Annotated in this window: 28 protein-coding genes and 1 pseudogene; 11 read left to right on the top strand and 18 right to left on the bottom strand. The window is 39.2% G+C overall.

Going from position 1 to position 24,662, the window contains the following annotated elements:
* Window positions 1–106 precede the first annotated feature (106 nt).
* Window positions 107–1,321, top strand: a complete 1,215-nt coding sequence (locus DPV81_RS06760; protein ID WP_049372855.1) for a pyridoxal phosphate-dependent aminotransferase — start codon at window positions 107–109, stop codon at window positions 1,319–1,321.
* 49 nt (window positions 1,322–1,370) lie between these two features.
* On the opposite strand, the gene DPV81_RS06755 is transcribed toward DPV81_RS06760, so the two are convergent.
* The 7 genes from DPV81_RS06755 to lepA form a co-directional block, all read right to left on the bottom strand.
* A complete protein-coding gene (locus DPV81_RS06755) occupies window positions 1,371–2,303 on the bottom strand; it encodes a phosphatidate cytidylyltransferase (protein ID WP_178161010.1) in 933 nt (310 codons plus the stop codon).
* A gap of 9 nt (window positions 2,304–2,312) precedes the next feature.
* The gene (locus DPV81_RS06750) at window positions 2,313–2,945 is read right to left on the bottom strand and encodes a lysophospholipid acyltransferase family protein (protein WP_111387442.1); all 633 of its coding nucleotides are present in this window, start codon (window positions 2,943–2,945) and stop codon (window positions 2,313–2,315) included.
* Window positions 2,946–2,956: 11 nt separating this feature from the next.
* Complete coding sequence (locus DPV81_RS06745) at window positions 2,957–3,562, bottom strand: CDP-alcohol phosphatidyltransferase family protein (RefSeq protein ID WP_049367105.1); 606 nt, start codon at window positions 3,560–3,562, stop codon at window positions 2,957–2,959.
* Between the two features lie 78 nt (window positions 3,563–3,640).
* On the bottom strand, window positions 3,641–4,555 hold the full coding sequence (era, locus tag DPV81_RS06740; RefSeq protein ID WP_111387440.1) for a GTPase Era: 915 nt from the start codon (window positions 4,553–4,555) through the stop codon (window positions 3,641–3,643).
* Window positions 4,552–5,235 (bottom strand): ribonuclease III, encoded by a 684-nt coding sequence (rnc, locus tag DPV81_RS06735; RefSeq protein WP_049371671.1) that lies wholly within the window; start codon window positions 5,233–5,235, stop codon window positions 4,552–4,554. The genes era and rnc overlap by 4 nt, the downstream gene beginning before the upstream one ends.
* A 1-nt stretch (window position 5,236) precedes the next feature.
* Window positions 5,237–6,286 carry a signal peptidase I gene (gene lepB, locus DPV81_RS06730; protein WP_111387438.1) on the bottom strand — a complete coding sequence of 350 codons (1,050 nt, stop codon included), beginning with the start codon at window positions 6,284–6,286 and terminating at the stop codon, window positions 5,237–5,239.
* Window positions 6,287–6,298: 12 nt separating this feature from the next.
* A complete protein-coding gene (gene lepA / locus DPV81_RS06725) occupies window positions 6,299–8,095 on the bottom strand; it encodes a translation elongation factor 4 (RefSeq protein WP_049362389.1) in 1,797 nt (598 codons plus the stop codon).
* A 169-nt stretch (window positions 8,096–8,264) separates the two neighbouring features.
* On the opposite strand from lepA, the gene DPV81_RS06720 reads away from it, so the two are divergent.
* Window positions 8,265–8,750: a surface-adhesin E family protein gene (locus DPV81_RS06720; RefSeq protein ID WP_111387436.1), complete on the top strand. Its 486-nt coding sequence runs from the start codon at window positions 8,265–8,267 to the stop codon at window positions 8,748–8,750.
* Window positions 8,751–8,810: 60 nt separating this feature from the next.
* Here the strand turns inward: DPV81_RS06720 and DPV81_RS06715 are convergent, their stop codons facing one another.
* Complete coding sequence (locus DPV81_RS06715; RefSeq protein ID WP_133252927.1) at window positions 8,811–9,434, bottom strand: hypothetical protein; 624 nt, start codon at window positions 9,432–9,434, stop codon at window positions 8,811–8,813.
* A 109-nt stretch (window positions 9,435–9,543) separates the two neighbouring features.
* Window positions 9,544–9,927 carry an autonomous glycyl radical cofactor GrcA gene (grcA, locus tag DPV81_RS06710; protein WP_005697846.1) on the bottom strand — a complete coding sequence of 128 codons (384 nt, stop codon included), beginning with the start codon at window positions 9,925–9,927 and terminating at the stop codon, window positions 9,544–9,546.
* Window positions 9,928–10,177: 250 nt separating this feature from the next.
* On the opposite strand from grcA, the gene ung reads away from it, so the two are divergent.
* Window positions 10,178–10,852, top strand: coding sequence for a uracil-DNA glycosylase (gene ung, locus DPV81_RS06705; protein WP_279385954.1), 675 nt, complete (start codon window positions 10,178–10,180; stop codon window positions 10,850–10,852).
* Here ung and tadA read toward each other — a convergent pair.
* The 6 genes from tadA to ampD form a co-directional block, all read right to left on the bottom strand.
* Entirely contained in the window at window positions 10,849–11,367 is a 519-nt protein-coding gene (tadA, locus tag DPV81_RS06700; RefSeq protein ID WP_111387430.1) for a tRNA adenosine(34) deaminase TadA, read from the bottom strand. The genes ung and tadA overlap by 4 nt on opposite strands.
* A gap of 9 nt (window positions 11,368–11,376) precedes the next feature.
* The gene (locus tag DPV81_RS06695; RefSeq protein ID WP_111387428.1) at window positions 11,377–12,228 is read right to left on the bottom strand and encodes a thymidylate synthase; all 852 of its coding nucleotides are present in this window, start codon (window positions 12,226–12,228) and stop codon (window positions 11,377–11,379) included.
* A gap of 12 nt (window positions 12,229–12,240) precedes the next feature.
* Window positions 12,241–13,047 (bottom strand): prolipoprotein diacylglyceryl transferase, encoded by an 807-nt coding sequence (gene lgt / locus DPV81_RS06690; protein ID WP_111387426.1) that lies wholly within the window; start codon window positions 13,045–13,047, stop codon window positions 12,241–12,243.
* Between the two features lie 8 nt (window positions 13,048–13,055).
* Window positions 13,056–13,850 carry a sulfite exporter TauE/SafE family protein gene (locus DPV81_RS06685; RefSeq protein ID WP_111387424.1) on the bottom strand — a complete coding sequence of 265 codons (795 nt, stop codon included), beginning with the start codon at window positions 13,848–13,850 and terminating at the stop codon, window positions 13,056–13,058.
* Entirely contained in the window at window positions 13,850–14,443 is a 594-nt protein-coding gene (rppH, locus tag DPV81_RS06680; RefSeq protein ID WP_049384519.1) for an RNA pyrophosphohydrolase, read from the bottom strand. Before rppH ends, DPV81_RS06685 begins: the two co-directional genes overlap by 1 nt.
* Before the next feature lie 484 nt (window positions 14,444–14,927).
* Window positions 14,928–15,491, bottom strand: a complete 564-nt coding sequence (gene ampD, locus DPV81_RS06670) for a 1,6-anhydro-N-acetylmuramyl-L-alanine amidase AmpD (protein ID WP_111387422.1) — start codon at window positions 15,489–15,491, stop codon at window positions 14,928–14,930.
* Window positions 15,492–15,633: 142 nt separating this feature from the next.
* Between ampD and ppdD the strand changes: the two genes are divergently transcribed.
* From ppdD to rhlB, 8 genes and pseudogenes are all read left to right on the top strand, one after another.
* Window positions 15,634–16,077, top strand: coding sequence for a prepilin peptidase-dependent pilin (gene ppdD / locus DPV81_RS06665; protein WP_005697917.1), 444 nt, complete (start codon window positions 15,634–15,636; stop codon window positions 16,075–16,077).
* A 6-nt stretch (window positions 16,078–16,083) separates the two neighbouring features.
* Window positions 16,084–17,463 carry a GspE/PulE family protein gene (locus tag DPV81_RS06660; protein ID WP_111387420.1) on the top strand — a complete coding sequence of 460 codons (1,380 nt, stop codon included), beginning with the start codon at window positions 16,084–16,086 and terminating at the stop codon, window positions 17,461–17,463.
* 8 nt (window positions 17,464–17,471) lie between these two features.
* Window positions 17,472–18,695: a type II secretion system F family protein gene (locus tag DPV81_RS06655; protein WP_111387418.1), complete on the top strand. Its 1,224-nt coding sequence runs from the start codon at window positions 17,472–17,474 to the stop codon at window positions 18,693–18,695.
* A complete protein-coding gene (locus DPV81_RS06650; RefSeq protein ID WP_111387416.1) occupies window positions 18,692–19,369 on the top strand; it encodes a prepilin peptidase in 678 nt (225 codons plus the stop codon). The genes DPV81_RS06655 and DPV81_RS06650 overlap by 4 nt, the downstream gene beginning before the upstream one ends.
* Window positions 19,370–19,457: 88 nt before the next feature.
* On the top strand, window positions 19,458–20,078 hold the full coding sequence (gene coaE, locus DPV81_RS06645) for a dephospho-CoA kinase (protein ID WP_111387414.1): 621 nt from the start codon (window positions 19,458–19,460) through the stop codon (window positions 20,076–20,078).
* Window positions 20,071–20,277 carry a DNA gyrase inhibitor YacG gene (yacG, locus tag DPV81_RS06640; protein WP_005695505.1) on the top strand — a complete coding sequence of 69 codons (207 nt, stop codon included), beginning with the start codon at window positions 20,071–20,073 and terminating at the stop codon, window positions 20,275–20,277. Before coaE ends, yacG begins: the two co-directional genes overlap by 8 nt.
* Window positions 20,274–20,554: pseudogene (locus DPV81_RS06635) on the top strand (GNAT family N-acetyltransferase). Before yacG ends, DPV81_RS06635 begins: the two are co-directional and overlap by 4 nt.
* A gap of 90 nt (window positions 20,555–20,644) precedes the next feature.
* Window positions 20,645–21,907 carry an ATP-dependent RNA helicase RhlB gene (gene rhlB, locus DPV81_RS06630; RefSeq protein ID WP_111387554.1) on the top strand — a complete coding sequence of 421 codons (1,263 nt, stop codon included), beginning with the start codon at window positions 20,645–20,647 and terminating at the stop codon, window positions 21,905–21,907.
* Between the two features lie 41 nt (window positions 21,908–21,948).
* On the opposite strand, the gene mreD is transcribed toward rhlB, so the two are convergent.
* The 3 genes from mreD to DPV81_RS06615 all read right to left on the bottom strand — a co-directional run bounded on the left by mreD (window position 21,949) and on the right by DPV81_RS06615 (window position 24,643).
* Window positions 21,949–22,437 carry a rod shape-determining protein MreD gene (gene mreD, locus DPV81_RS06625; RefSeq protein WP_049364929.1) on the bottom strand — a complete coding sequence of 163 codons (489 nt, stop codon included), beginning with the start codon at window positions 22,435–22,437 and terminating at the stop codon, window positions 21,949–21,951.
* Window positions 22,437–23,501, bottom strand: coding sequence for a rod shape-determining protein MreC (mreC, locus tag DPV81_RS06620; protein WP_111387412.1), 1,065 nt, complete (start codon window positions 23,499–23,501; stop codon window positions 22,437–22,439). Before mreC ends, mreD begins: the two co-directional genes overlap by 1 nt.
* Window positions 23,502–23,587: 86 nt before the next feature.
* Window positions 23,588–24,643 carry a rod shape-determining protein gene (locus DPV81_RS06615; RefSeq protein ID WP_014064069.1) on the bottom strand — a complete coding sequence of 352 codons (1,056 nt, stop codon included), beginning with the start codon at window positions 24,641–24,643 and terminating at the stop codon, window positions 23,588–23,590.
* Between the last annotated feature and the right edge of the window lie 19 nt (window positions 24,644–24,662).

Raw genomic sequence — 24,662 nt, 5'->3', positions numbered from 1 at the left:
TAATACATTCAAAAAATTTTTTTATTAAATCTTTTCAAGATAAGAATTTAAGCGTAAATTAGACGTAATTTTTGAATGAAAATCTAATTATCATAGGATGTTACTAATGAGATCTTTTCCGAAATCAGACAAATTAGAACACGTTTGCTACGATATTCGTGGACCGGTTCACAAAGAAGCTTTACGTCTAGAAGAAGAAGGCAACAAAATCTTAAAACTTAATATCGGCAACCCTGCCCCATTTGGTTTTGAAGCGCCTGATGAAATTTTAGTTGATGTTATCCGCAACCTACCATCTGCACAAGGTTATTGCGATTCCAAAGGGTTATATTCGGCACGTAAGGCTATCGTGCAATACTATCAATCTAAAGGTATTCATGATGCGACAGTAAACGATGTGTACATCGGGAATGGTGTGTCTGAATTGATTACCATGTCCATGCAAGCTCTTCTCAATGATGGTGATGAAGTATTAGTTCCAATGCCAGACTATCCATTATGGACAGCGGCTGTGACGTTAGCGGGCGGAAATGCAGTACATTATTTATGTGATGAAGAGGCTGGTTGGTTCCCAGCTATTGATGATATTCGCGCAAAAGTAAATGCCAAAACTAAAGCTATCGTCGTGATCAACCCGAACAACCCAACGGGTGCAGTTTATAGCAAAGAGTTACTTGAAGAAATTATCCAAGTTGCACGTGAAAATAATCTGATTATTTTTGCAGACGAGATTTATGACAAAATTCTCTACGATGGTGCTGTCCACCATCATATTGCTGCCCTTGCACCAGATGTATTAACCATTACATTCAATGGCTTATCAAAAGCGTATCGTGTTGCGGGTTTCCGTCAAGGTTGGATGATTTTAAATGGGCCAAAACAACATGCTAAAGGCTATATTGAAGGTTTAGATATGCTGGCGTCTATGCGTTTATGTGCAAATGTGCCAATGCAGCATGCCATTCAAACTGCATTAGGTGGCTATCAAAGTATTAATGAATTTGTTCAACCGGGTGGTCGTTTACTGGAACAACGCAATAAAGCCTATGATTTAATTACTCAAATCCCGGGTATTAGTTGCGTAAAACCAATGGGGGCAATGTATATGTTCCCGAAACTCGATATCCAAAAATTCAACATTCATAGTGATGAAAAATTTGTGCTCGATTTATTACGTAAAGAGAAAGTGCTTCTCGTGCACGGTAAAGGCTTTAACTGGCATTCACCGGATCACTTCCGTGTGGTGACACTTCCTTATACCGGTCAATTAGAAGAAGCCATTGGCAAATTGGCACGATTCTTAGAGACTTATCGTCAATAATAAAAAAGAGCGGTTAATTAACCGCTCTTTTTTATTTCATGATTTATAACTATGCCCAGAAATAACGCACCACATGGAAGAAAATTGGTGCGGAGAAACAAAGCGAATCCATACGGTCTAAAATACCACCATGGCCACTTATCATATTCCCCCAGTCTTTCACACCCATACTGCGTTTCATTGCTGACATCACGAGCCCCCCTAAGAATCCCATTAAGCAAATTAACAAACTCATTAAAAAGGCTTGCCATGCATTAAATGGTGTCAGCCAATGAAGCAACATCCCTAATAAACTTGCGCTTAATACCCCACCAACAAAACCTTCTACTGTTTTAGATGGCGATAAGGTTGGTGCAATTTTATGCTTACCAAAAAGTTTACCCCAAACGTATTGCAACACATCACTTGACTGTACTACCAAGATTAAGAAGATCATTAATAAAAGATTTTTTCCTTCATAACCAGAGATATCAAGGGTCAATAAAGCGGGAATATGTGAAATACAGAATACACTAATCATCAATGCCCACTGAATTTTCGTTGAACGATCTAAGAAATGCGCCGGATCGCCGAGTAATGCCGACAGAATAGGTAAAAATAAGAAGCCATATACTGGAATGAAAATTGTGAACATGCTAAACCAATCAATGGCGACTAAAAAATATTGCAATGGTAAGATCACATAAAAACAAGCGGCTAGCGCAAGATGATCGCCTCGCCGAATATTCAATAGAGAAAGAAACTCACGCAATCCCATAAATGAAATAATCAAAAATAGCCCAATCACGCCATAAAAGCCCAATAAACTCGCAATAAAGATAATCCCAATCATCACCCACCAAGCATTGATGCGTGCATTCAGGTTATCAATAACGCTATTCGGTGTATCCACACCCGATCTGCGTTTTAAAATATATCCCACTGAGGAAGCAAAAATTAAGGCGATAAATAAACCACCGAAGAGTTGCCATATTTCTGTCATCATTTGCTCCTAAGATTTGCCTTTTTCACTGACGTTTAAACTTAATAATGCCAATTGAGCACGTGTCAGAAACACCTCTTTAGTTTCATCTGCCCCAATCTTTAATGGCTCGCCCACATAAAGATCACATAACAATGGGATCGGTAAAATAAAGCCTTTTGGTAAAACATTATTCATATTACTAATCCAAACGGGCACAAACTCACAATCAGGATTTTCTTTGGCTAAATAAAACAATCCGCTTTTAAATGGTTGAAGTGGGAAATCATCATCCATCTTACGAGTTCCTTCAGGAAAAATAATCAGGGAGTCATTGACTAATGCTTCACTCATTTGTCGTATGGCAGCTTTTGGATCTTGGCTATTACGTTCAATCAGTAACATATTGAACACTTTATAGGCTAAAAAGCGACGAATTGCGCCTTTCGTCCAATAATCTTTGCCTGCAACAGGGCGGGTTTGCTTTCTCACTTCATAAGGCAATGAAATCCAAAGTAAGATAAAATCCCCATGACTATTATGATTGGCAAAATAGACACGATGCCCTTCTGAAGATTGTTCTGCAATTGCAGGTTGTGGTCGAACGCCTGTAATAAAAGAAGCAAAGCGACACAATAAAAAATCGATTAATCTCGCAAACATATTTGCTCCTATTATTCCGTCACTTCGGCTAAACCATTTTTTACTCGCTTAATACAAGTCACAATGAGCAAGATAATGACGATATTAGCTACCCACCAGAAAAGTGAATGCAAACTACCATTCACCGCATAGAGTAAACCGAGCACACCAAATACGAATGCACGATCACTTTTACCCATTGGGCCATCATAACGACGCGTTTTGCCTTGAACTTGCCCTAAAATGCCACATAACTCACTCAACGCGGCAAGCCAAATAATACTTGAGATTTGAATACCATCAAAAGGCGCGACAAAAGCAAAAGGAAGGTAAAGTGCTGCATCAGAGACGACATCAGTAATTTCATTAAGATACCCCCCTAATCGACTTTTTTGATTAAATTCACGTGCGAGCATGCCATCAATGGCATTCAACGCCATACGCAAAAACAACCAAATAGGGATAAGGAAGAAAAGAGAAGAAAATGTCGGAAATAGTGCGAGAACCACACCGAGTAAAATAGAAAGTAAGCAGGCAATTAGCGTAACTTGATTTGCTGTTACGCCTTTTGCCGCTAATTGCCTAACTAAAGGCCGAAGTAAATTCTGAAATTTGGGTTTTAAAGCATAGATACTCATCTACCATCTCCTTGTTTTTATTAAAAAACATAAATATGTTTCTAATAATAGGACGGTATAGAGTATTACTCAAGTTTTTTATTCATCCATATAACCTAAACTTCTTAAGGCACGTTCATCGTCTGCCCAACCTGACTTCACTTTTACCCAAAGTTCAAGGTGTACTTTATTATCAAATAAGCGTTCCATGTCAGCACGCGCTTCCATACCAATAGTTTTAATTTTTTGCCCTTGAGCACCGATCACCATTTTCTTTTGGCCTTCGCGTTCAACTAAAATCAAGCCATTGATTTCATAAGTACCACGCTCATTTACTTTAAATTGTTCAATTTCAACCGTTACCGAATAAGGTAGCTCTTCCCCTGTGAAACGCATTAATTTTTCACGAATAATTTCTGACGCCATAAAACGCTGTGAACGGTCCGTTACATAATCCTCTGGGAAGTGGTGAACGCCTTTACGTAATGATTGACGAACAATTTTCTCTAATTGATGGACATTATTACCACGTTGTGCAGAAATCGGCACAATGTGAGCAAAGTTAAACTTGCTGCCTAAATCTGTAATAAATGGCAATAAATCATCTTTATTCTTAATATTATCAACTTTGTTGATGGCAAGTACGACAGGTGCTTTCGCATTACGTAATTTGTTTAACACCATTTCATCATCGGCATTCCAATGTGTACCATCCACGACGAAAATAATGAGATCTACATCCCCGATTGCCGAGCTTGCTGCACGGTTCATTAAACGGTTAATCGCGCGTTTTTCTTCAATATGAAGCCCCGGCGTATCCACGTAAATTTCTTGGTAGATACCTTCCGTTTTAATTCCCACAATACGGTGACGCGTAGTTTGCGCCTTGCGAGACGTAATCGAGATTTTTTGTCCCAAAATTTTATTTAACAGGGTAGATTTCCCTACATTTGGGCGGCCTACGATAGCAATAAAGCCACAATAGGTCTCTTGTTCTTGATTTAATTCGCTCATTTAATTTCCAATGTTTTTAAGATTTGTTCTGCGGCCGCTTGTTCTGCTTTACGGCGGCTAGAACCTTTCGCGATAAAAGTGCGGTCAATATTGGGTACGTTTTTTACTGTACATTCTACGGTGAAGGTTTGGCAATGGGCTTCGCCTTCAATTTTGATTACTTCATAGGTTGGTAAGGCAAAATGCTTACCTTGTAAATACTCTTGCAAGCGCGTTTTGGCATCTTTTTGGTTATCACCCGGTTTAATTTCGGCGAGTAAAGTTTTATACCAACTACGCACAATATCTGCTGCTTTATCAAAGCTTGAATCTAATGCCATTGCGCCAATTACCGCTTCAACACAATCCGCCAAAATAGATTCACGACGAAAGCCACCACTTTTCAATTCACCAGAACCTAAGGACATATAATCCCCAAGCTCAAAATTGCGGGCAATCATCGCCAGGGTTGGCTCACGAACTAATGTGGCACGCATTCTGCTCAGTTCACCTTCATTACAACGAGGGAATTGATGATAAAGCGCGTCTGCGATGACATAATTGAGAATCGAATCGCCTAGGAATTCTAGGCGTTCATTATGTTGAGTGGAGGCACTGCGGTGTGTCAGTGCCAATTTTAAGTGTTTTAGATCGGAAAATTGATAACCAATTTTTCGTTCTAGGCGATCTAAATGATTCATATTAATTAATTTTTGTAAAGAAACGGTCTAAACGGAAGCCTGTAGGCCACTCATTTGGTTCTTTTTCTAAACTCATCCAAATATAAGTGGCTTTACCCACGATATTTTTTTCTGGTACAAATCCCCAAAAACGGCTGTCATCACTATGATCACGGTTATCCCCCATCACAAAATATTGCCCTTCAGGCACAATCCATTCTGCAGTAGGTAAGCCTTCTTGTGGATAGAATTCAATCCCCGAATAACGGCGCATTGGCTCCACTAAAATACTATGGGTCACGTCACCAATTTCCAAATATTCCACTTGCGTTGGGAATGCTGGATTTGTAGGTTCTTGTTTATATTCAAACGCTTTAGTTTGGCAATCTACTTCGCAAGGTTTGCCATCTTTGCCATAAACCAGTGTTAAAGCATTTTTTTCAACATCAAGGATAATGCGGTCACCGCCTTTCCCGACAATACGTTTAATGTAATCTACACCAGACATATTGTTTTTAGATGTTAATGCAAGATTTTCAGCATAAGCGGCTCGCGTTGCCCCTAAACTTGTACGAAGTAACGCTTGTTCCGGCGCTTTAAACACAATTACATCACCACGTTCTGGTTTGTTACCTTCAATAATCGTATTTTGGAAAATGGGGTCTTTAATACCATAAGTATATTTATTAACAACGAGGAAATCCCCTACGCGCAACGTCGCTTCCATTGATCCTGATGGAATTTGGAATGGTTCAAAAATAAATGAACGCACAAGAAATACCACGGATAACACAGGGAAAAGCGAAGAAATAAATTCTGAACCTTCTGAAATAGGCTCAATTTTCGCTTTTTCTTCGTCTGTTAATGCTTTGCCTGAACGTTGTTCTGCGCGTGCAATTTGACGACGACGTCTCGGCATCACGGCAAAGCGGTGATAACACCATAAAATGCCGGAAAGTGCAGTTAAAATCAGCAATAAAATACTGAATGTGTTAGGCAGTTGGAAATAATCTAACACTTTCCAACCAGCAAAGCCTACGGCTAACAACAGAATAAAAAATACATTCGACATTGCTCTACTTTCCTATTTATCTTTACCAACATGTAAGATCGCTAAAAACGCTTCTTGCGGTACTTCCACGTTACCTAAAGACTTCATTCGTTTTTTACCCTCTTTCTGTTTCTGTAAGAGTTTTTTCTTACGGCTCACGTCCCCACCATAACATTTTGCTAATACGTTTTTACGCAATTGTTTTACCGTTGAACGCGCAATAATGTGGTTGCCAATCGCAGCTTGGATCGCGATATCAAATTGTTGACGTGGAATCAGTTCACGCATTTTTTCAACTAATTCACGACCACGATAAGGTGCATTATCTTTATGAACGATTAATGCTAACGCATCAACACGATCACCATTGATCATAATATCCACACGAACCATGTCCGCTGCTTGGAAACGTTTGAAACCATAATCCAAAGACGCATAACCACGCGATGTTGATTTCAAGCGATCGAAGAAATCTAAGACTACTTCGCCCATTGGAATTTCATAAGTTAACGCAATTTGGTTACCGTGATACACCATATTAGTTTGCACACCACGTTTTTCCACACAAAGGGTGATGACATTTCCTAAGAATTCTTGTGGTACAAGCATATTACACTCTGCAATTGGCTCACGAATTTCCGCAATATTATTTAGTGGTGGTAGTTTTGATGGACTATCCACATAAACCACTTCACCATTGGTCATTTCAACTTCATAAATTACAGTTGGTGCTGTGGTAATCAAATCAAGATCGTATTCACGCTCTAAACGCTCTTGAATGATCTCCATGTGTAAAAGCCCCAAGAAGCCACAACGGAAACCAAAACCTAAAGCCGTTGAGTTTTCTGGCTCATAGAACAGCGATGCATCGTTTAAGCTTAATTTACCTAACGCATCACGGAAAGCCTCATAATCGTCAGAGCTAACTGGGAACAAACCCGCATAAACCTGTGGTTTTACTTTCTTAAAGCCTGGCAATACATGGCTTGCAGGATTGTGTTGGTGCGTTAAGGTATCCCCTACTGGTGCTCCTAAAATATCTTTAATCGCACAAACAACCCAACCTACTTCGCCGGTATTTAATACTGTCGTATCCACTTGTTTTGGCGTGAAAATCCCTAAACGGTCGACGTTATAAGCTTGTCCTGTGGACATTACTTTGATTTTATCGCCTTTACGCAACACACCATTTTTAATACGAACTAATGACACCACGCCTAAATAGTTATCGAACCAAGAGTCAATAATCAATGCTTGTAATGGTGCATCAGGATCACCTTCTGGCGCAGGAATTTTCGCAACGATTTCTTCTAATACATCTTCGATACCCACACCGGTTTTAGCTGAACAACGTACCGCTTCCATCGCATCAATACCCACGATGTCTTCAATTTCTTCTGCAACACGTTCAGGATCTGCTGCCGGTAAGTCGATTTTATTTAAAATCGGCACAACTTCTAAGTCCATTTCAATGGCGGTGTAGCAGTTTGCCAAGGTTTGAGCTTCTACGCCCTGTCCTGCATCCACAACTAACAATGCCCCTTCACAAGCTGCAAGAGAGCGTGATACTTCATAAGAGAAGTCCACGTGCCCTGGTGTATCGATAAAGTTTAATTGGTAAGTTTCACCATCTTTCGCTTGATAATTTAAAGTTACACTTTGGGCTTTAATGGTAATACCGCGCTCACGCTCAAGATCCATAGAATCCAACACCTGCGCTTCCATTTCACGATCAGAAAGCCCACCACAGGTTTGAATTAATCGGTCAGAAAGAGTCGATTTACCGTGGTCAATATGGGCAATAATAGAAAAGTTGCGAATATTCTTCATAAATAGATTAGTTTTCTCAAAAATCATTAAATTTAACTGGCGGATTGTACCTGAAAAGCGTGGAAATCGCTAGAAAATAAAAGGATGTATATGGTGAGTTTTTTATTTAAAAATTAATGCTATAATCCCCAATATGGCTCAATCAATACCAATATCCCTAGGGAATCCTATGAAAAGATTTGTAACTATCACATTAATCAGCTTGTTTTGTATTGGTTGTTCACAACTAAAACTATTACCAAATCAAGAACTACCGCAACAAGATAGATACTTAAAAGTCCTAAATGGTCAAGATCCTCTTTATCTAGATAAATCAAGCATCCGTGTTAATTCTGATAACTCCAATGAGCTGTCGTACTATTTAATAACTAATATAAGCTCATCTGATCGAGCTCTAAAAGGCACGTCGATGAAAAAACTAACAACGGTAAATTGTGCAGATAAGACGGCTATACTCAGCGCAAACAATCAGTTTGAAGTATATACTCAGTTCTTTGCTCAAGGTGAAAAACTTTTTGACATCCCCGAAAAAGCACAAAAAATAGAAATGCAAAATACCACTCCTTTATCTCTCATATCAGCAAAAGTTTGCCAATATGCTGGGAAAAAATTTGGAGAAAAAGAAAATGTACTCATCGAAATGCAGAAAAATTAAAAAAAACAATAATAAACTAAATATTAATATGTAAAAGCCTCTTAATAAGAGGCTTTTACATTACTTAACTTTAAATATTTCTTTAAGTGCTTCTAAAAAACCATTAAATTTATTCTCAGCCTTATCTTTACGTACACACTCGCCTTCGTATGTTTTAGTAAGAGGCTGAACTACCGTGAATCTATCTCTTGAGAATTTAGTCACCTTCAACTCGATAGTATCCTCTTTACCAATATTGTTTGAATAAATATTAAAAACACTTTTCTCAATATTCTTAAAGCTATTTGTCTGTTGTATTTTCCCAAATGTATCAGGATAAATTAAACGTTGTGCACTTTGTTTTTTTAATTTGTATACCAAATAATTATTATTAAAACTCCAACTACCATTAGCAATAGTTAAATATTTTAACGGTGAAGAGAAATAGTCTTTAATTGGTAATTCAGCATATCTACTTAAGCTATGATCAAAAATGAAATTCTCATCTTTAAGAGAACCGTCTGATTTAAGATAAATTAAATCAATAGTTCCCACTCCAATATCTTCATATTTGATTGAGCAAGACCAATCTCCCACAAAATCTTGTTTCGTTAGGTTTGATGGAGTTGATGAACAACCTACTAAGGCAAGGACTAGACTACTAAAAAATAACTTTCTCATAAATACCTCTTTGTGTAAAAACATTAGGTATTTTACACAAAATAAAGCGAAAGTGCGGTCAAATTTTCAAACCTTTATAGATAAAACAAAACCCCGAATTACTTCGGGGTTTCTTTTTTCATTCAAACTGAAATTATAGGCTTTCAGTGAAAGTACGAGTAATAACGTCACGTTGTTGTTCTGGCGTTAAAGAGTTGAAACGTACTGCGTAACCAGAAACACGGATAGTTAATTGAGGGTATTTATCCGGGTTATTTACTGCATCTTCTAAAGTTTCACGACGTAATACGTTTACGTTTAAGTGTTGACCACCTTCAACTTTAACTGTTGGTGCTACGTTTACCGGTAATTCACGGTATTCGATTTGGCCTAATTCGCTCACTGCTACTACTTGGTCTTCTGCGAATTCAGCTTTTGCACATAAACAACGAGCTTCATTTTTTTCGCTGTCTAATAACCAGAATGAGTTTAAAAGATTGTCATTTGCTGCTTGAGTAATTTGGATACCTTTGATCATAAAGTGCCTCCTAATTTGGCGGTTGTATATTTATTAAACTGTGCAAATTTTATCAAACTATTTGAAGAATTCAATTAATTTTGACATAAAACAGGTTCTTTTTTCTGACTAATTTTTAAAAATTGATCTAGATTAAAGTTTCAGCCACAGCAAGGCCTCAACATACTTTAAACTTTAACAAAATATTAACATGATTCTCAGATAAAGCCTTTCTAAGCAATTTCATTTATAATGTGCTCAAGCTTATCCAATAAGGAAATACAGAATGAAAACCTGGACAGATGTTATCGGTCAAGAGAAAGAAAAACCTTACTTTAAACACATTCTACAACAAGTCCATCAAGAGCGACTCGCGGGGAAAACCATTTACCCACCGCAAGACGAAGTGTTTAATGCCTTTAAATATACGGCATTTGATGAGGTGAAAGTCGTCATTTTAGGACAGGATCCCTATCATGGCCCAAATCAAGCGCACGGTTTAGCTTTTTCGGTGAAACCTGAGGTTGCAATTCCCCCTTCTCTACTGAATATGTACAAAGAATTGTCTAACGACATTCCTGGTTTTAAAATGCCAAATCATGGCTACTTGGTGAAATGGGCTGAACAAGGTGTGCTGTTGCTTAACACCGTGCTAACGGTAGAACGTGGCATGGCACATTCACATGCTAAATTTGGTTGGGAAGTTTTTACAGATCAAGTGATTGCAGCACTTAATGAACATCGTGAAAAAGTAGTATTTTTACTTTGGGGAAGCCATGCGCAGAAAAAAGGGCAATTTATTGATCGCAATCGTCATTATGTTTTAACTGCCCCGCACCCTTCTCCACTTTCTGCACATCGAGGTTTTCTAGGATGCCATCATTTTTCTAAAACTAACGAATATTTAAAACAAAATGGTTTAACTGAAATTGATTGGCAAGTTTAAGATTGCGACTCAACATCAAGCGGGAGATTCTTTTCCCGCTTTTCTTCCTTTTTCTGCTCTCGTCTTTTTTTAAAAAAATCACTCAATTTCTGACCGCACTTTTCTGCGAGCACGCCAGACGTAATTTCTAACGTATGATTCATTTTATAATCATCAAAGAAATGAAAGCGAGAACCTACTGCCCCGGTTTTATAATCTGACGCACCGAAGACTAAACGTTTAATCCGGCTATGTAAAATCGCACCCGCACACATGGTACAAGGCTCAAGGGTGACATAGAGTGTGGTATTAAGCAGACGATAATTTTGAATATTTTGCGCCGCGTTACGCAATGCGACAATTTCAGCGTGAGCAGTCGGATCATTTTCAATGATAGATAAATTCCAGCCTTCACCGAGAATATTTCCTTCATCGTCCACCAACACCGCACCGACAGGAATCTCACCGAGTGCTTCTGCACGATCGGCAAGCATCAGAGCGTATTGCATAAATTTCTCGTCTAAATCTGACCGCACTTTGAATGCCTAAACTGAGAAAGGATATTTGATTGGTTCGTGAGATTGATAGCCCACCACCTTGAAATCATCCATCGTCACCCAAGTTTCAAGATCTTCAAGGGTTTTAATATCAGGATTAATTTCTAATTGTGGTGAAGGGAATGGTTCACGTTTTAATTGCACATCACGCATTAACTCTAGTTGGTCTTCATAAATATGCGCATTTACAATTTTATGATATGCCTTACCCGGTTTATTCCCGGTAATTTGCGCCATTAATGCAAGGAAAGTAAAGACTTGAATTTGATTGAAGTTTAAGCCAAGTGGCACATCACAAGAACGCTGATAACTGGTTAAGTGCAATGTATCGCCTACTAAAGAGAAAGTATGTGTGTGCATACAAGGGCGCAAACAACCCAAATCAAATTCGCCTGGATTGAAGAAAGTCAGGATTTCGCCACGATCATCAATACCTCGACTTAAATTATTCACAATTTTACGAAGTTGATCGATGGTTTCGCCATTCGGTTTACGCCATGCTCTACCTTGCACACCATAAACGCGGCCCATATCATCGGTGCCTTTACGGTGTGGATTGGCAAGCCAAGCGGCATTTTCATTGGCATTGGCATCCCACGTTTTGGTACCAAGCTTGCGGAAATCTGCCGCATTGTCATAACCACGGATATAACCTAAAAATTCCGCAATTGCCGCTTTCCAATAGCTTTTACGCGTGGTAATTAAGGGGAATTGATTATTAGCAACATCATATTCTAAATCCGCATTAATCATTGTAAGGCAACGCTTACCAGTACGCTCATTAGCAACCCACTCACCTTCATTTACAATACGTCGGCAAAGATCTAAATATTGTTTCATAAAAACTCCTTACTAATGAACCGCACTTTTCGAGCGATTGTATGCCCATGCCATAATTAATACACCGCCAATAATCATCGGCAAACAAAGCGCTTGTCCACGTGTCATGATGCCTAAGAAAGATTCCACTTCAGGCTCACGGACATATTCAACGATAAAACGGAAAATTCCGTAACAAATCAGAAATAATCCAGCCACTGAACCCACAGGACGAGGCTTTTTAATAAAGACATTCAGAATAATAAACAGCACGAAACCTTCTAAGAATGCTTCATAAAGCTGTGAAGGATGGCGTGGTAATAACAATGGATCATTTGGGAAAATCATGGCCCAAGGCACATCCGTTTCTCGTCCCCAAAGTTCTAAATTGATGAAATTACCAATTCGTCCCATCCCTAAGCCGAATGGAATCAAGGGCGCTACAAAATCTGCCGTCTGCCAGAAGCTTCTTTTTTGAGAATAAGAGGTCCAAATCATTGAGATAATCACCCCAATTAATCCACCATGGAATGACATTCCTCCTTCCCAAACACGAAATAAATACAGCGGGTCTTGCACAAAATGATCGAAATTATAGAAGAAAACATCCCCAATGCGACCACCTAAGAACACGCCCATAAAGCCATTAAAAAGTAACGTATCCACTTGATCGACGGTCCAACCACTATTTGGTTGATTGGCACGACGAACCGCTAGCCAACGAGCAAAGATAAAGCCTAATAAATACATTAAACCATACCAACGCAACCCTATATTGCTATCACCGAAAGTGAAAATAGTCGGATCAAAATGCGGAAGCATCAAAAATTCTGAATTCATAACATTCCTTATTTAATAAACATATCAACTGCGATCGCAACTAATAGCAAGGCAAAGCCTTTTTTCAAGGTTGGGACAGGGAGTTTGGAGGTTGCTGTTGCCCCTAGTTTAGAAGTGAAGAATGAAGTACACGTAATACCAAGCACGGCAGGCAAATAAACATAACCTAGGGAATAATCTGGCATGGCAGGATTACTCCAACCACTTACCATAAAGCTCAGCATGCCTGATAAACCAAGAAGTGCCCCACAGAATGCAGAAGAACCGATGGCTTTTTTCATATCAATCCCGCGGGAATTTAAAAATGGTACAATAAAACCACCACCGCCAACGCCTGCTGCACTTGATGCCATCCCAATTAAAATACCACCGATAACAGATGCTTGTGTTGTTAAAGGTTTGGTTTTCCCTGTATTTTTCTTAATAGAAATCACCATTTTTGCCGCTAAATATACGACTAAACAGGCAAAGATTTTGGCTGATACATCACGATCAAGTTTGCCAATAAACAAACCAGAGATAAAGACCGAGATCATCACCATCGGTGCCAATACTTTCACTGCACTCCAGACTATATTACCTAGTTTATGATGACGCTGTGCAGAAGAAAATCCAGTAATCACAATGGTTGCAAATGAAGTCCCTAATGCGGTGGACATCAGTAAGGGTTCAGGTACGCCTACCATCGGCAATAAATAAACCAAGGTAGGGACGATAATTAACCCACCACCAATGCCAAATAATCCCGCAAGAAAACCAACCACAGACCCGACAAGCAAACAAAGTAAAATAAAAGTGAGCATTATTGCCCCCTTGATTTATAAAACGAACGTTTTTGATATTTAGAAGAACCATTTTTACGCGGCGCATGATAAGGTTTATTTGTCTCATGCTCTTGCGAATTTTCAAGCAATGTTTTTTCGTTGCCAAACATCACTTGGGCAAACTCTTTCATCGCTTTGCGATAAACATCTTTCTTAAAGGACACAACCTGACGTACGGGATACCAAAAACTTACCCAACGCCAACCATCAAATTCAGGTGATTTTGTTGTGTTCATATTAATATTTTTTTCATCACCCACTAATTGCAACAAAAACCAACGTTGTTTTTGCCCAATACACACGGGTTTGCTGTCATAACGCAGCAATCTTTTCGGCAGCTTATAACGCAACCAATGTTTAGACGCGTAAAGCACCTTCACATCTTTGGGTTGCAAGCCAACCTCTTCATATAATTCACGATACATGGCTTGTTCGGCACTTTCATTATCATTAATTCCACCTTGCGGGAATTGCCACGAATTCTGCCCGTATCGTTTAGCCCAAAGCACCTGCCCTTTGCGATTACAAATGACAATGCCTACATTTGGACGGTAGCCATCAAAATCGATCACTATCGTTCACCTTAAATTTTGTACAAAAATAATTTGCAGATTGTTTCATAAATTCGCTTTTTTATCAACCGAATGGGCATATTTACCCTATTGTGGATAACTCTGTGGGTAACGCTTGGATAGTCTAAATTTAACTGTGTATAAAAATTAAAAACCGCTTTTCATACTTCATTTTTTTCATTTTTGCATAACCTTTAATCAAAAATTTTCCAAAAAAAATGACCGCACTTTTTCTCATCAAAGTGCGGTCAAAAATTCAGCCATTTTTTAGTTTAAACATTCCTGGCTTGGTTAAGAAATAACAGCTGTGAGTTATTCAATATTTCTGTGGATAAAATTGTGATTGAGCAAATGGTGACTGTTGCATAACTCTTCTTAGCATTTTATCATCGATTTCTGAGAAGAAATTTTATCTTTAATTTCATGAAGATAACGCTTATTCACAGACACCATCTTATTCACATTCAAGTAAAAATTTTAGTGGTTATTTTTCATCCAAACCTTTTTTGACTAACGCTAAATAGCGTTCCCATTCAAAATATTGACCTGGATCGATCTTACGACCAGGAGAAATATCGCAATGCCCAACGATACGATCGAGCGTTATTTTCGGGTACGCCTGCATGATATCTCGTGTTAATGCAGCAAGCACTTGGTATTGCTCCGCTGTAAAAGGTTGTTCATTACTGCCCTCTAGCTCAATACCAATCGCAAAATCATTACATTTATCGCGTCCTTCAAAGCAAGAAAGTCCTGCATGCCACGCTCTATCATCGAAGCTGACATATTGCGTCACCTTGCCATCACGTTCAATTAAACAATGGGCTGACACACGAAATTGATAAATTTCCTCAAAATAAGGATGAATTGTGGGATCGAGTTTTCCTTGGAAAAAATCATCTACATATCCACCACCAAATTGTTCTGGCGGCAAACTGATGTAATGAATAACGAGTAATGAAATATCCTCTATATCAGGACGTTCATCAAAATGTGGTGAAATCACTTTTCTTGTCTGGCTTAACCAGCCATTTTTTATCTTATTCATCTGTTTTTCTGCGATTAAATTTCATTTTTGCGATCTCGATCGCAAAAGAAGTGCGGTTAGTTTTACTTTCATTTTTCCCTTTTACACAATGTTGCAGCCAATTCTGGCATTTTTTTATTCAACCAAAAGGAAATTTAATTTAATGAAACTCACTTTTTCTAAACCTTTACATAAAGGTTTTACGTTAATTGAATTGATGATCGTGATTGCGATTATTGCTATTCTCGCGACGATCGCCATTCCGTCTTATCAAAATTATACCAAAAAAGCAGCCATCTCCGAATTGTTGCAAGCTTCGGCACCTTATAAATCTGATGTGGAGTTATGTGTCTATAGCACCAATGCCCCGACAAACTGTTCAGGTGGTTCAAATGGCATTGCAGCAGACATCACTACTGCAAAAGGCTATGTTAAATCCATTACCACGAAATCGGGTGTGATTACGGTAACAGGAAATGGCGCATTGGATGGGATAAGTTATTCTTTAACGGCGACAGGCTCAACCTCATCAGGTGTGACTTGGACAACTGCTTGCCCAAGCAATGCGGATTTATTCCCTGCGGGTTTCTGCTCTCCTACCAAATAGCGAAACATGGCCTATCAAGCAATCGCAAAAAATGGCGAGATTTATCATATCTCGCCACAATATTGGCAACAAAACCAACAGCAACAAGCTTTGCTGCTGCGTTACTTTGCGCTCCCTCTTAAAGAAGACGAACACCATTTATGGCTTGCGGTGGATTCGCTGAATAATCTTGCGGCTTGTGAAACCTTTGCTTTTTTAAGTGGAAAATTGGTTGAACCGATTTTATTTGAAACGACTAAACTCAAGCAACTTTTACAATCCCTTGCCCCTAAAGCCAATCAAATAGAAGAACAAACGACGTTTTATCATCATTCAGAAGACGAAAGCACGGCTAATTTATCTAATGAAGATGAACCCGTTATTCAATTATTAAACAGTATTTTTGAAACAGCCCTGCAAAAAAATGCCTCCGATATTCATTTAGAAACTCAGTCAAATGGGCTCTTAATTCGTTTACGTATTGATGGTGTACTCCAACCTCAGCCGGTAATCAGTAAATCGCTCGCCAATCGTGTAATTTCTCGTTTAAAACTCTTAGCCAAACTGGATATCAGTGAAACTCGGCTACCACAAGATGGCCGCTTTCAATTCAAAACGACATTCTCAGATATTTTAGATTTCCGCCTTTCTACCTTGCCCACGCATTGGGGAGAAAAAGCGGTATTACGATTACAACAAAATAAACCTGTTCAGTTAAGTTTTGCTGAACTTGGCATGACACAAAACCAACAAATCCAATTTCAACATGCACTCAGCCAACCACAAGGTTTAATTCTTGTGACAGGACCAACGGGAAGCGGAAAAAGTATCTCGCTTTATACCGCACTTCAATGGCTCAATACGCCAGATAAACATATTATGACGGCAGAAGATCCCGTTGAAATTGAATTAGAAGGTATTATTCAAACTCAAGTGAATCCGCAAATCGGTTTAGATTTTAGCCGATTACTTCGTACATTTTTACGACAAGATCCCGACATTATTATGCTTGGTGAAATTCGAGACGAAGAAAGTGCATTGATGGCATTAAGAGCGGCTCAAACAGGTCATCTAGTACTTTCTACCTTACATACCAACGATGCGATCTCAGCCATTTCACGCTTACAACAATTAGGCATTCAATCTCACGAAATTGAAAATAGTCTCTTATTGGTTATCGCACAGAGATTGGTACGTAAACGTTGCTTAAAGTGCGGTCAACATTTTAGTGATTCTTGCGATTGCCATCAGGGGTATCAAGGGCGTATTGGGGTATATCAATTTTTACAATGCGAAAATAACCGTTACCAAACTGATTTTGAGTCACTTTATCAAAGCGCTTTAGAAAAAGTAAAAGATCACGTCACCGATCTCGCCGAAATTCAACGCGTATTAGGTAAAAAATAGGTATCACTATGGCAAAGCAAAAACTCTTTTATTTTCAAGCCTATGATCAGCGACAACAATGGCAAAAAGGCAGTCTGGTTGCCCAATCTAAACAAGCCGCACAATTTCTGTTAATTGCAAAAGGTTTTAGCCACATTCGCTTGCAACAAGATTGGCAACTTAATCAGAAACCTAAAAATGCTGAGATCAGTGCTTTATTAAATCAGCTATCTACACTACTCAGCTCTGCCATTCCATTAAAAAATGCATTACATATTTTGCAAGACAACTGCACACAATTGGGATTGCATCAGTGGCTTGGCACCTTAATTGAGTTAATTGAAAGTGGTCTTCCGTTTTCACAAAGCTTGGAAATTCAAGGAAAGTATTTAAATTTTCAAGAAATTCAACTTATTCAAGTGGGAGAGATGACAGGAAAACTGGCGGAGGTATGCACTAAAATTGCAGAACGTCGAACGCAATCATTAACGCTTCAACGAAAATTACAAAAAATTATGCTTTATCCCGCCATGGTATTAGGTATTTCGCTTTCACTTACGTTGATTTTATTACTCTTCGTTGTACCACAATTTGCTGAAATGTATGGCGAAAACTCCGCTGAACTGCCTACATTAACTGCTGTGTTATTAGCCATGTCTCAATTCCTACAACATCATTTTATCGCCTTGATGATTGTCTGTATTTTCGCTCTTTTTATGCTGAAGATGGCATTAAAACATTCTCTTTGGGTGAATCAAAAAAAGAATGCGCTGATTAGTCGCATGCCAATTTTGGGCAATATCATTTGCCTTTCTCGTTTAATCAGTTTTAGCCATAACCTGCAATTAATGCTTCAATCAGGAGTGGCATTAACACCAGCCTTAAATAGCTTCCTACCCAAACAACAAACCTGGCAAACACAACGTACCTTAAAAGGCGATATTCTGCTACAACAAGAAGTGCGGTCAATTTTACAGTGGGTTTCTCAAGGTTATCCATTTTCAGAAAGTGTCAGTAGTCATCTTTTTCCAATGGAAGCACAACAAATGCTACAGATTGGAGAGAAAAGTGGAAAACTTGCGTTGATGTTGCGTCATATTGCTGATAACTATCAAGAAGAACTCAATCATCAAATTGATTTACTTTCCCAACTTTTAGAGCCTTTAATGATGCTCATCATTGGTAGTTTAATAGGTATCATAATGATGGGCATGTATCTGCCAATTTTTAATATGGGATCGGTAATCCAATGATGACATTAGCTTTTTTCTTATTGGGTGGTTTAGCGGGCATCTTTGCTTGGCTTTATATTGATCGTTTTATTCCCAACCTCCAACAAGAGATTTATCAGAACTATATCGAACTTTATCCTGAAAATAAGCCCCTGTTTCACAGCGAAAAAGCAGCCATTCAATCTCAAAAGTGCGGTCACATTTTTCTTTATTTTTTAGGGTTTGGACTCTGTTTTGCGGTACTCTATTACTTTCTACAAAATGAATTATTTACTTTATGGCTCGCGATTACGCTTAGTCTCATCTTTGTTATCAGTTGGCTAGACTGGCATTATCAACTGATTTCACCTACACCTTGCCTGTTTTTATTTTTCCTGGGTTTATTCGGCGCATATCAAGAGCTTTCGACTCTGGCGCTTTCTCAAAGTTTAGAAAGTGCGGTTAGTTTTTTCGGTGTTTTTTATATCATCTATCATTTGTCTAAATGGTTTTATAAGAAGGAAGCGTTAGGCCGTGGCGATTATTGGCTCGCTTTAGGAATCGGCGCTTATCTCACCATCGCACACTTACCACTTTTCTTATTCATTGCTTGTCTATTAGGCATCATAGGTTATTGGATTTTTCGTCAGCCCGTTTTACCTTTCGCGCCCTTTCTTTGCTTATCGTTAATCATCACCAGTGCAATAACCCTATAAATGTAATATATTGGCAACATTGAAAAATATTATGTTTAAGGAGTGGATGTAAAACATCCTCCTCTTAAATCAAGTAGCAAGGAATATCATGACTTATATTGTAGGACTCACTGGCGGCATCGGTAGTGGAAAAAGCACGATTGCAAATCTCTTTGTTGAACTTGGTGTACCCATTGTTGATGCAGATATTGTGGCTAGAGAAGTGGTTGAAAAAGGCTCACCGCTGCTTGCTCAAATTACTGAGCACTTTGGAAAATCAATTCTGACTGAAGAGGGGGAATTAAATCGAGCTGAGCTACGAAAAAAAGTATTTGCAGACGAAAATGAAAAAAACTGGCTCAATCATTTATTACATCCTGCTATTCGCGAAAGAATGTTAGCGCAGTTAAATGCTCAGACCGCTCCTTATACTTTGTTTGTCGTTCCACTACTTATTGAAAACAAGCTCACCACACTTTGCGATCGCGTGCTTGTTATCGATGTTAAACCTGAAACTCAGCTGGCTCGTGCATCATCGAGAGATCATAATAATATTCAGCAAATTCAAGCTATTATGAATGCACAAGTCAGCCGAGAAGAAAGATTAAAATGGGCGGATGATATCATTTCAAATGATGCAAAATTGCCAGAAAACTTACCGCACTTAAAACAAAAAGTGCTAGAATTGCACCAATTTTATTTAAGTGAATCGAGAAAAAAAGATGTCTGATGAAATTTTTGAAGTCCCTTGCCCGACATGCCAAAAGCCCGTGCCTTGGACACAGGAAAGTCAATTTCGCCCTTTTTGCAGCAAACGTTGCCAACTCATTGATTTAGGCGAATGGGCTGCAGAAGAAAAAGCCATTCCAAGTGATACTGCTGATTTTGCCATGGATCCCAATCTCAGTGATGAATGGAGTATCAAATGAGTCTTCAGCATCACGATAATGGTAAACAGGGTGAGTTTTTCTTACTTGATGAGCAAGGCAAGAAAATCGCGAAACTCACCTATTTTATGAAACACCCGATACCATTAATGCTAATCACACGTTTGTTGATGATTCTCTTCGTGGACAAGGTATGGCAGACAAACTCTATCAAGCATTAATTCATTTTATCCAGACTAAAAAGCTCACTTTGCACCCAACTTGTAGCTATATTGAAAGAAAATGGGAACGAACCCAATCTTCTCAATCACAAGCTTAATCCTATTAATAAGCGTGTCATTTTTAAGGATATTTTTCCGACTTCGTGGTATCCTTAGCCCCATTTATTTCTGAGAACCTGTTATTTATTATGCAAGAAAATTATTTAAGTCAGCAGCGGTTTGCTGATCTTCCATTACATCCTATCGTACAAAAAGCCCTACAAGACAAGGGATTTGAATATTGCACCCCTATTCAAGCGTTATCGTTACCTATTACCTTACAAGGAAAAGATGTTGCTGGCCAAGCGCAAACCGGCACTGGTAAAACAATGGCATTTTTAACGGCAACATTTCATCACTTATTAACACATCAACCTGATTTTGCCACTAATCCCCCCCGAGCATTAATTCTTGCTCCAACCCGTGAACTGGCTGTACAAATTAATAATGATGCAGAATTATTAGCAAAAACAAGTGGATTACGAACCGCACTTGCTTATGGTGGGGATGGCTATGATAAACAGCTCAAAGCGATTGAAGCTGGTGTGGATATTTTAATTGGTACCACTGGTCGTGTAATTGACTACGTGAAACAAGGGATTATCCGTTTAGATGATATCCAAGTCGTAGTATTGGACGAAGCGGATCGTATGTTTGATTTAGGTTTCATTCGTGATATTCGTTATTTATTACGTAAATGTCCTTCTCCGCAAGAACGACTCACCATGCTCTTTTCTGCAACGCTCTCTTACAAAGTACGAGAACTTGCCTTTGAAGATATGAATTCCCCAGAATACATTGAAATTGAACCAGAACAAAAAACGGGGCATCGAATTAAAGAGGAACTATTCTATCCCTCAAATGAAGACAAAATTCCTCTCTTGCTCACGTTAATGGAAGAAGAATGGCCGGAGCGTTGCATTGTTTTTGCGAACACTAAACATAAATGTGAAGAAATTTGGGGCTATTTAGCAGCCGATGGTCATCGTGTGGGATTGCTCACAGGTGATGTAGCACAGAAAAAACGTCTTTCATTGCTCAAACAATTTACCGATGGTGAACTCGATATTCTCGTCGCAACCGATGTTGCCGCGCGTGGGCTACATATTTCAGATGTGACACACGTCTTTAACTTTGATTTACCTGATGATCGAGAAGATTACGTTCACCGTATTGGCCGTACTGGTCGGGCAGGTGAAAGTGGTGTATCTATCAGCTTTGCTTGTGAAGAATACGCGATGAATTTACCGGCAATTGAAGAATACATTGGTCATTCTATTCCCGTCAGTCAATATGACCCGAATTCATTGATTACTGATATTCCAAAACCTTATCGTTTAAAACGCAATCCTACGCCTCAAACGAGAAATACTACTACGACAAGAAAAACAAACTATCGTCGTAAAAACTAAAAAGAAAAGCTGATGAATACCTTCATCAGCTTTTTTTATGATTAATGCAATCCGACTCGTCGGCGTGCAGTGCGCATCAATAAGAATACCCACGGCCATAACACGCCTGATGCGATGGCGCCAAAGATTTCCTGCCAGTTAAAAAATGCCCCATGTAAAGAGAATTCAACCAAGAAAATAGCCACTCGAATGGCAAAAACGAAAAGAAGGACCAATAAACTTTGAAACCAAAGGGAAAGATTGCGCAACATTAAGTAATATTTGGAAACAAAATAGAAGGCGACAGAAAGCACTAATGCATGCACGCCTAGAATAGAGCCTAACACAATATCCCATAAAACCCCGAGTAAAAACGCCCAACCAATGCTTACTCTATCAGGTAAAGCAAGGGTCCAGTAAAGCAAGACTAAAATCAACCAAGAAGGTTTAAAGGCTTGAAAGCCTGCTGGCCATGGTGCTAACTCCATCACTAATGCTACAACAAAGAAGCATAAAATGGTCGCCCATTGAAAAATAAAACGCCCTTGCATTAGTCTTCATCCCTATGTTCTTGTTGATCTGGAGAAACCGGTTCCTCTTGTTGAGGCATTGTGGTTGGAATTTCAGGATCCACGATTTCTTTTCCTGTATGTGGTTGAGTGCTATCCGCTTGGTCATCCGTAATCTTGGTTTTACTCACAGAATGTGTCGCTTCATGGGCTTGGCTTTCTAAACGTTGCTGTACTAAACGACGCACTTCTTCTGGTGACATGGATTTCACTTTCGACATATCAAGATTGCTCGGCCAGAGTAAAAGTAAATAACGTAAACGATCTAATTCAGCTAAAGGTTTCGCTTTCACTGTTGCAAAATAATTAGAACCATCGCGAGACACACTTTGTACGACTGCCACCGGATAGCCTTCTACAAAGCGACCGCCTAAACCGGAAGTCACCAATAAATCGCCTTTTTCAATATCCACGGAACGAGGCACATTATCTAAAGTAAGTTCATCAGAGTGTCCTGTACCACTCGCGATCACGCGTACATCATTACGTAAAACTTGCACTGGGATAGAATGGGTTACATCCGTTAAAAGCAAGACTCGGCTGGTGTTCTCGCCGACAGATATAATCTGTCCAATCATCCCTTTTTCATCAATCACAGGCTGACCAACATACGCACCATCACGTTCACCTTGATTGATCACCACTTGCTGACGATAAACATCAGTTTCAGCAGTAAGTACTTCGGCAATTTTTTTGTATTCATCGGTGCGTAAAGGCGAATTAAGCAGTAAACGAAGACGTTGGTTTTCTACTTTGAGTTGATCCAATAATAAAAGATCAGCATTTTTCTCACGCAATTGCTCACGCAATACTTTATTTTCAATAAGTAGTTTATTGGTATCCACCAAGTTGCTTGATACACCATCTAGAACTGCTCTTGGCCCATTCGCAAGGTAATACAATCCTCCAACGGCAGTTTCCATCACACTACGCGCCTTTGTCATTGATGAGGTTTGTCCATCAACTAAAATGAGTGTCATCGAAGCAATCACCGCTAATGCGAGCCGGATACCTAATGGTGGTGCTTTACCAAAAATGGGTTTCATTCACTGTCCTAGGGTTAAAAGGAAAAGTGCGGTCAAAAAATCAGACGAATTAAAAACGCCGATTTTTCTGACCGCACTTTTAGAGATTAAATTTCGTCGCTAAAAATATCGCCGCCGTGCATATCGATCATTTCGATTGCTTCACCGCCGCCACGAGCCACACAAGTTAATGGTTCTTCTGCGATGATTGCCGGTACGCCACATTCTTTTGATAACAATACATCAATGTTGCGTAATAAGGCACCACCACCCGTTAACACCATGCCACGTTCAAAAATATCCGCTGCGTGTTCTGGTTGGCATTCTTCAAGCGCTGTGCGCACCGCTGCAACAATACCATTTAATGGTTGTTGAAGAGCTTCTTGTACATCTCGAGAGGTTAATTTGAATGAGCGAGGCGCACCTTCAGCAAGATTATGACCGTGCACTTCCATTTCTAAAATTTCATCACCTTCTTGAATATAAGCTGAACCAATTTCGTGCTTGATACGCTCTGCAGTTGGTTCACCTATCACAGAACCAAAAGTACGACGAACATAAGAAATGATTGCTTCATCAAAACGGTCACCACCAATACGTACCGAAGAGGAGTACACGATACCGTTTAAAGAAATCACTGCGACTTCAGTGGTACCACCACCGATATCAATGACCATTGAACCGATCGCGGTAGAAACCGGCAAGTTTGCACCGATTGCTGCCGCCATTGGCTCTTCAATTAAATAGACCTCACGCGCACCTGCACCTAATGCTGATTCTTTGATTGCACGACGTTCAACTTGAGTTGCACCAGCCGGCACACAAACGAGTACACGCGGGCTAGGACGCATGAAGTTACCGCTATGTACTTGTTTAATAAAATATTGCAACATTTTTTCAGTCACAGAGAAATCGGCAATTACACCATCTTTCATCGGACGAATAGCTACAATGCTTTTTGGTGTACGACCAAGCATTTGTTTTGCTTCTTTACCTACTGCCGCAATGCTTTTGTATGCGCCCATACGATCTTGACGAATTGCCACCACAGAAGGCTCATCAAGTACGATACCTTGGCCTTTCACATAAATTAATGTATTTGCTGTACCTAGATCGATAGAAAGATCGTTTGAAAATAAACCACGAATTTTTTTGAATAACATAAGAATTCCGTCATTAGTT

Origin of the sequence: Haemophilus parainfluenzae, from assembly GCF_003252795.1 — a bacterium.
In the GTDB taxonomy this organism is placed as follows: domain Bacteria; phylum Pseudomonadota; class Gammaproteobacteria; order Enterobacterales; family Pasteurellaceae; genus Haemophilus_D; species Haemophilus_D parainfluenzae_K.
The sequence above is the reverse complement of the archived record's forward strand: the minus strand, read 5'-3'. Positions and strand labels throughout refer to the sequence as shown.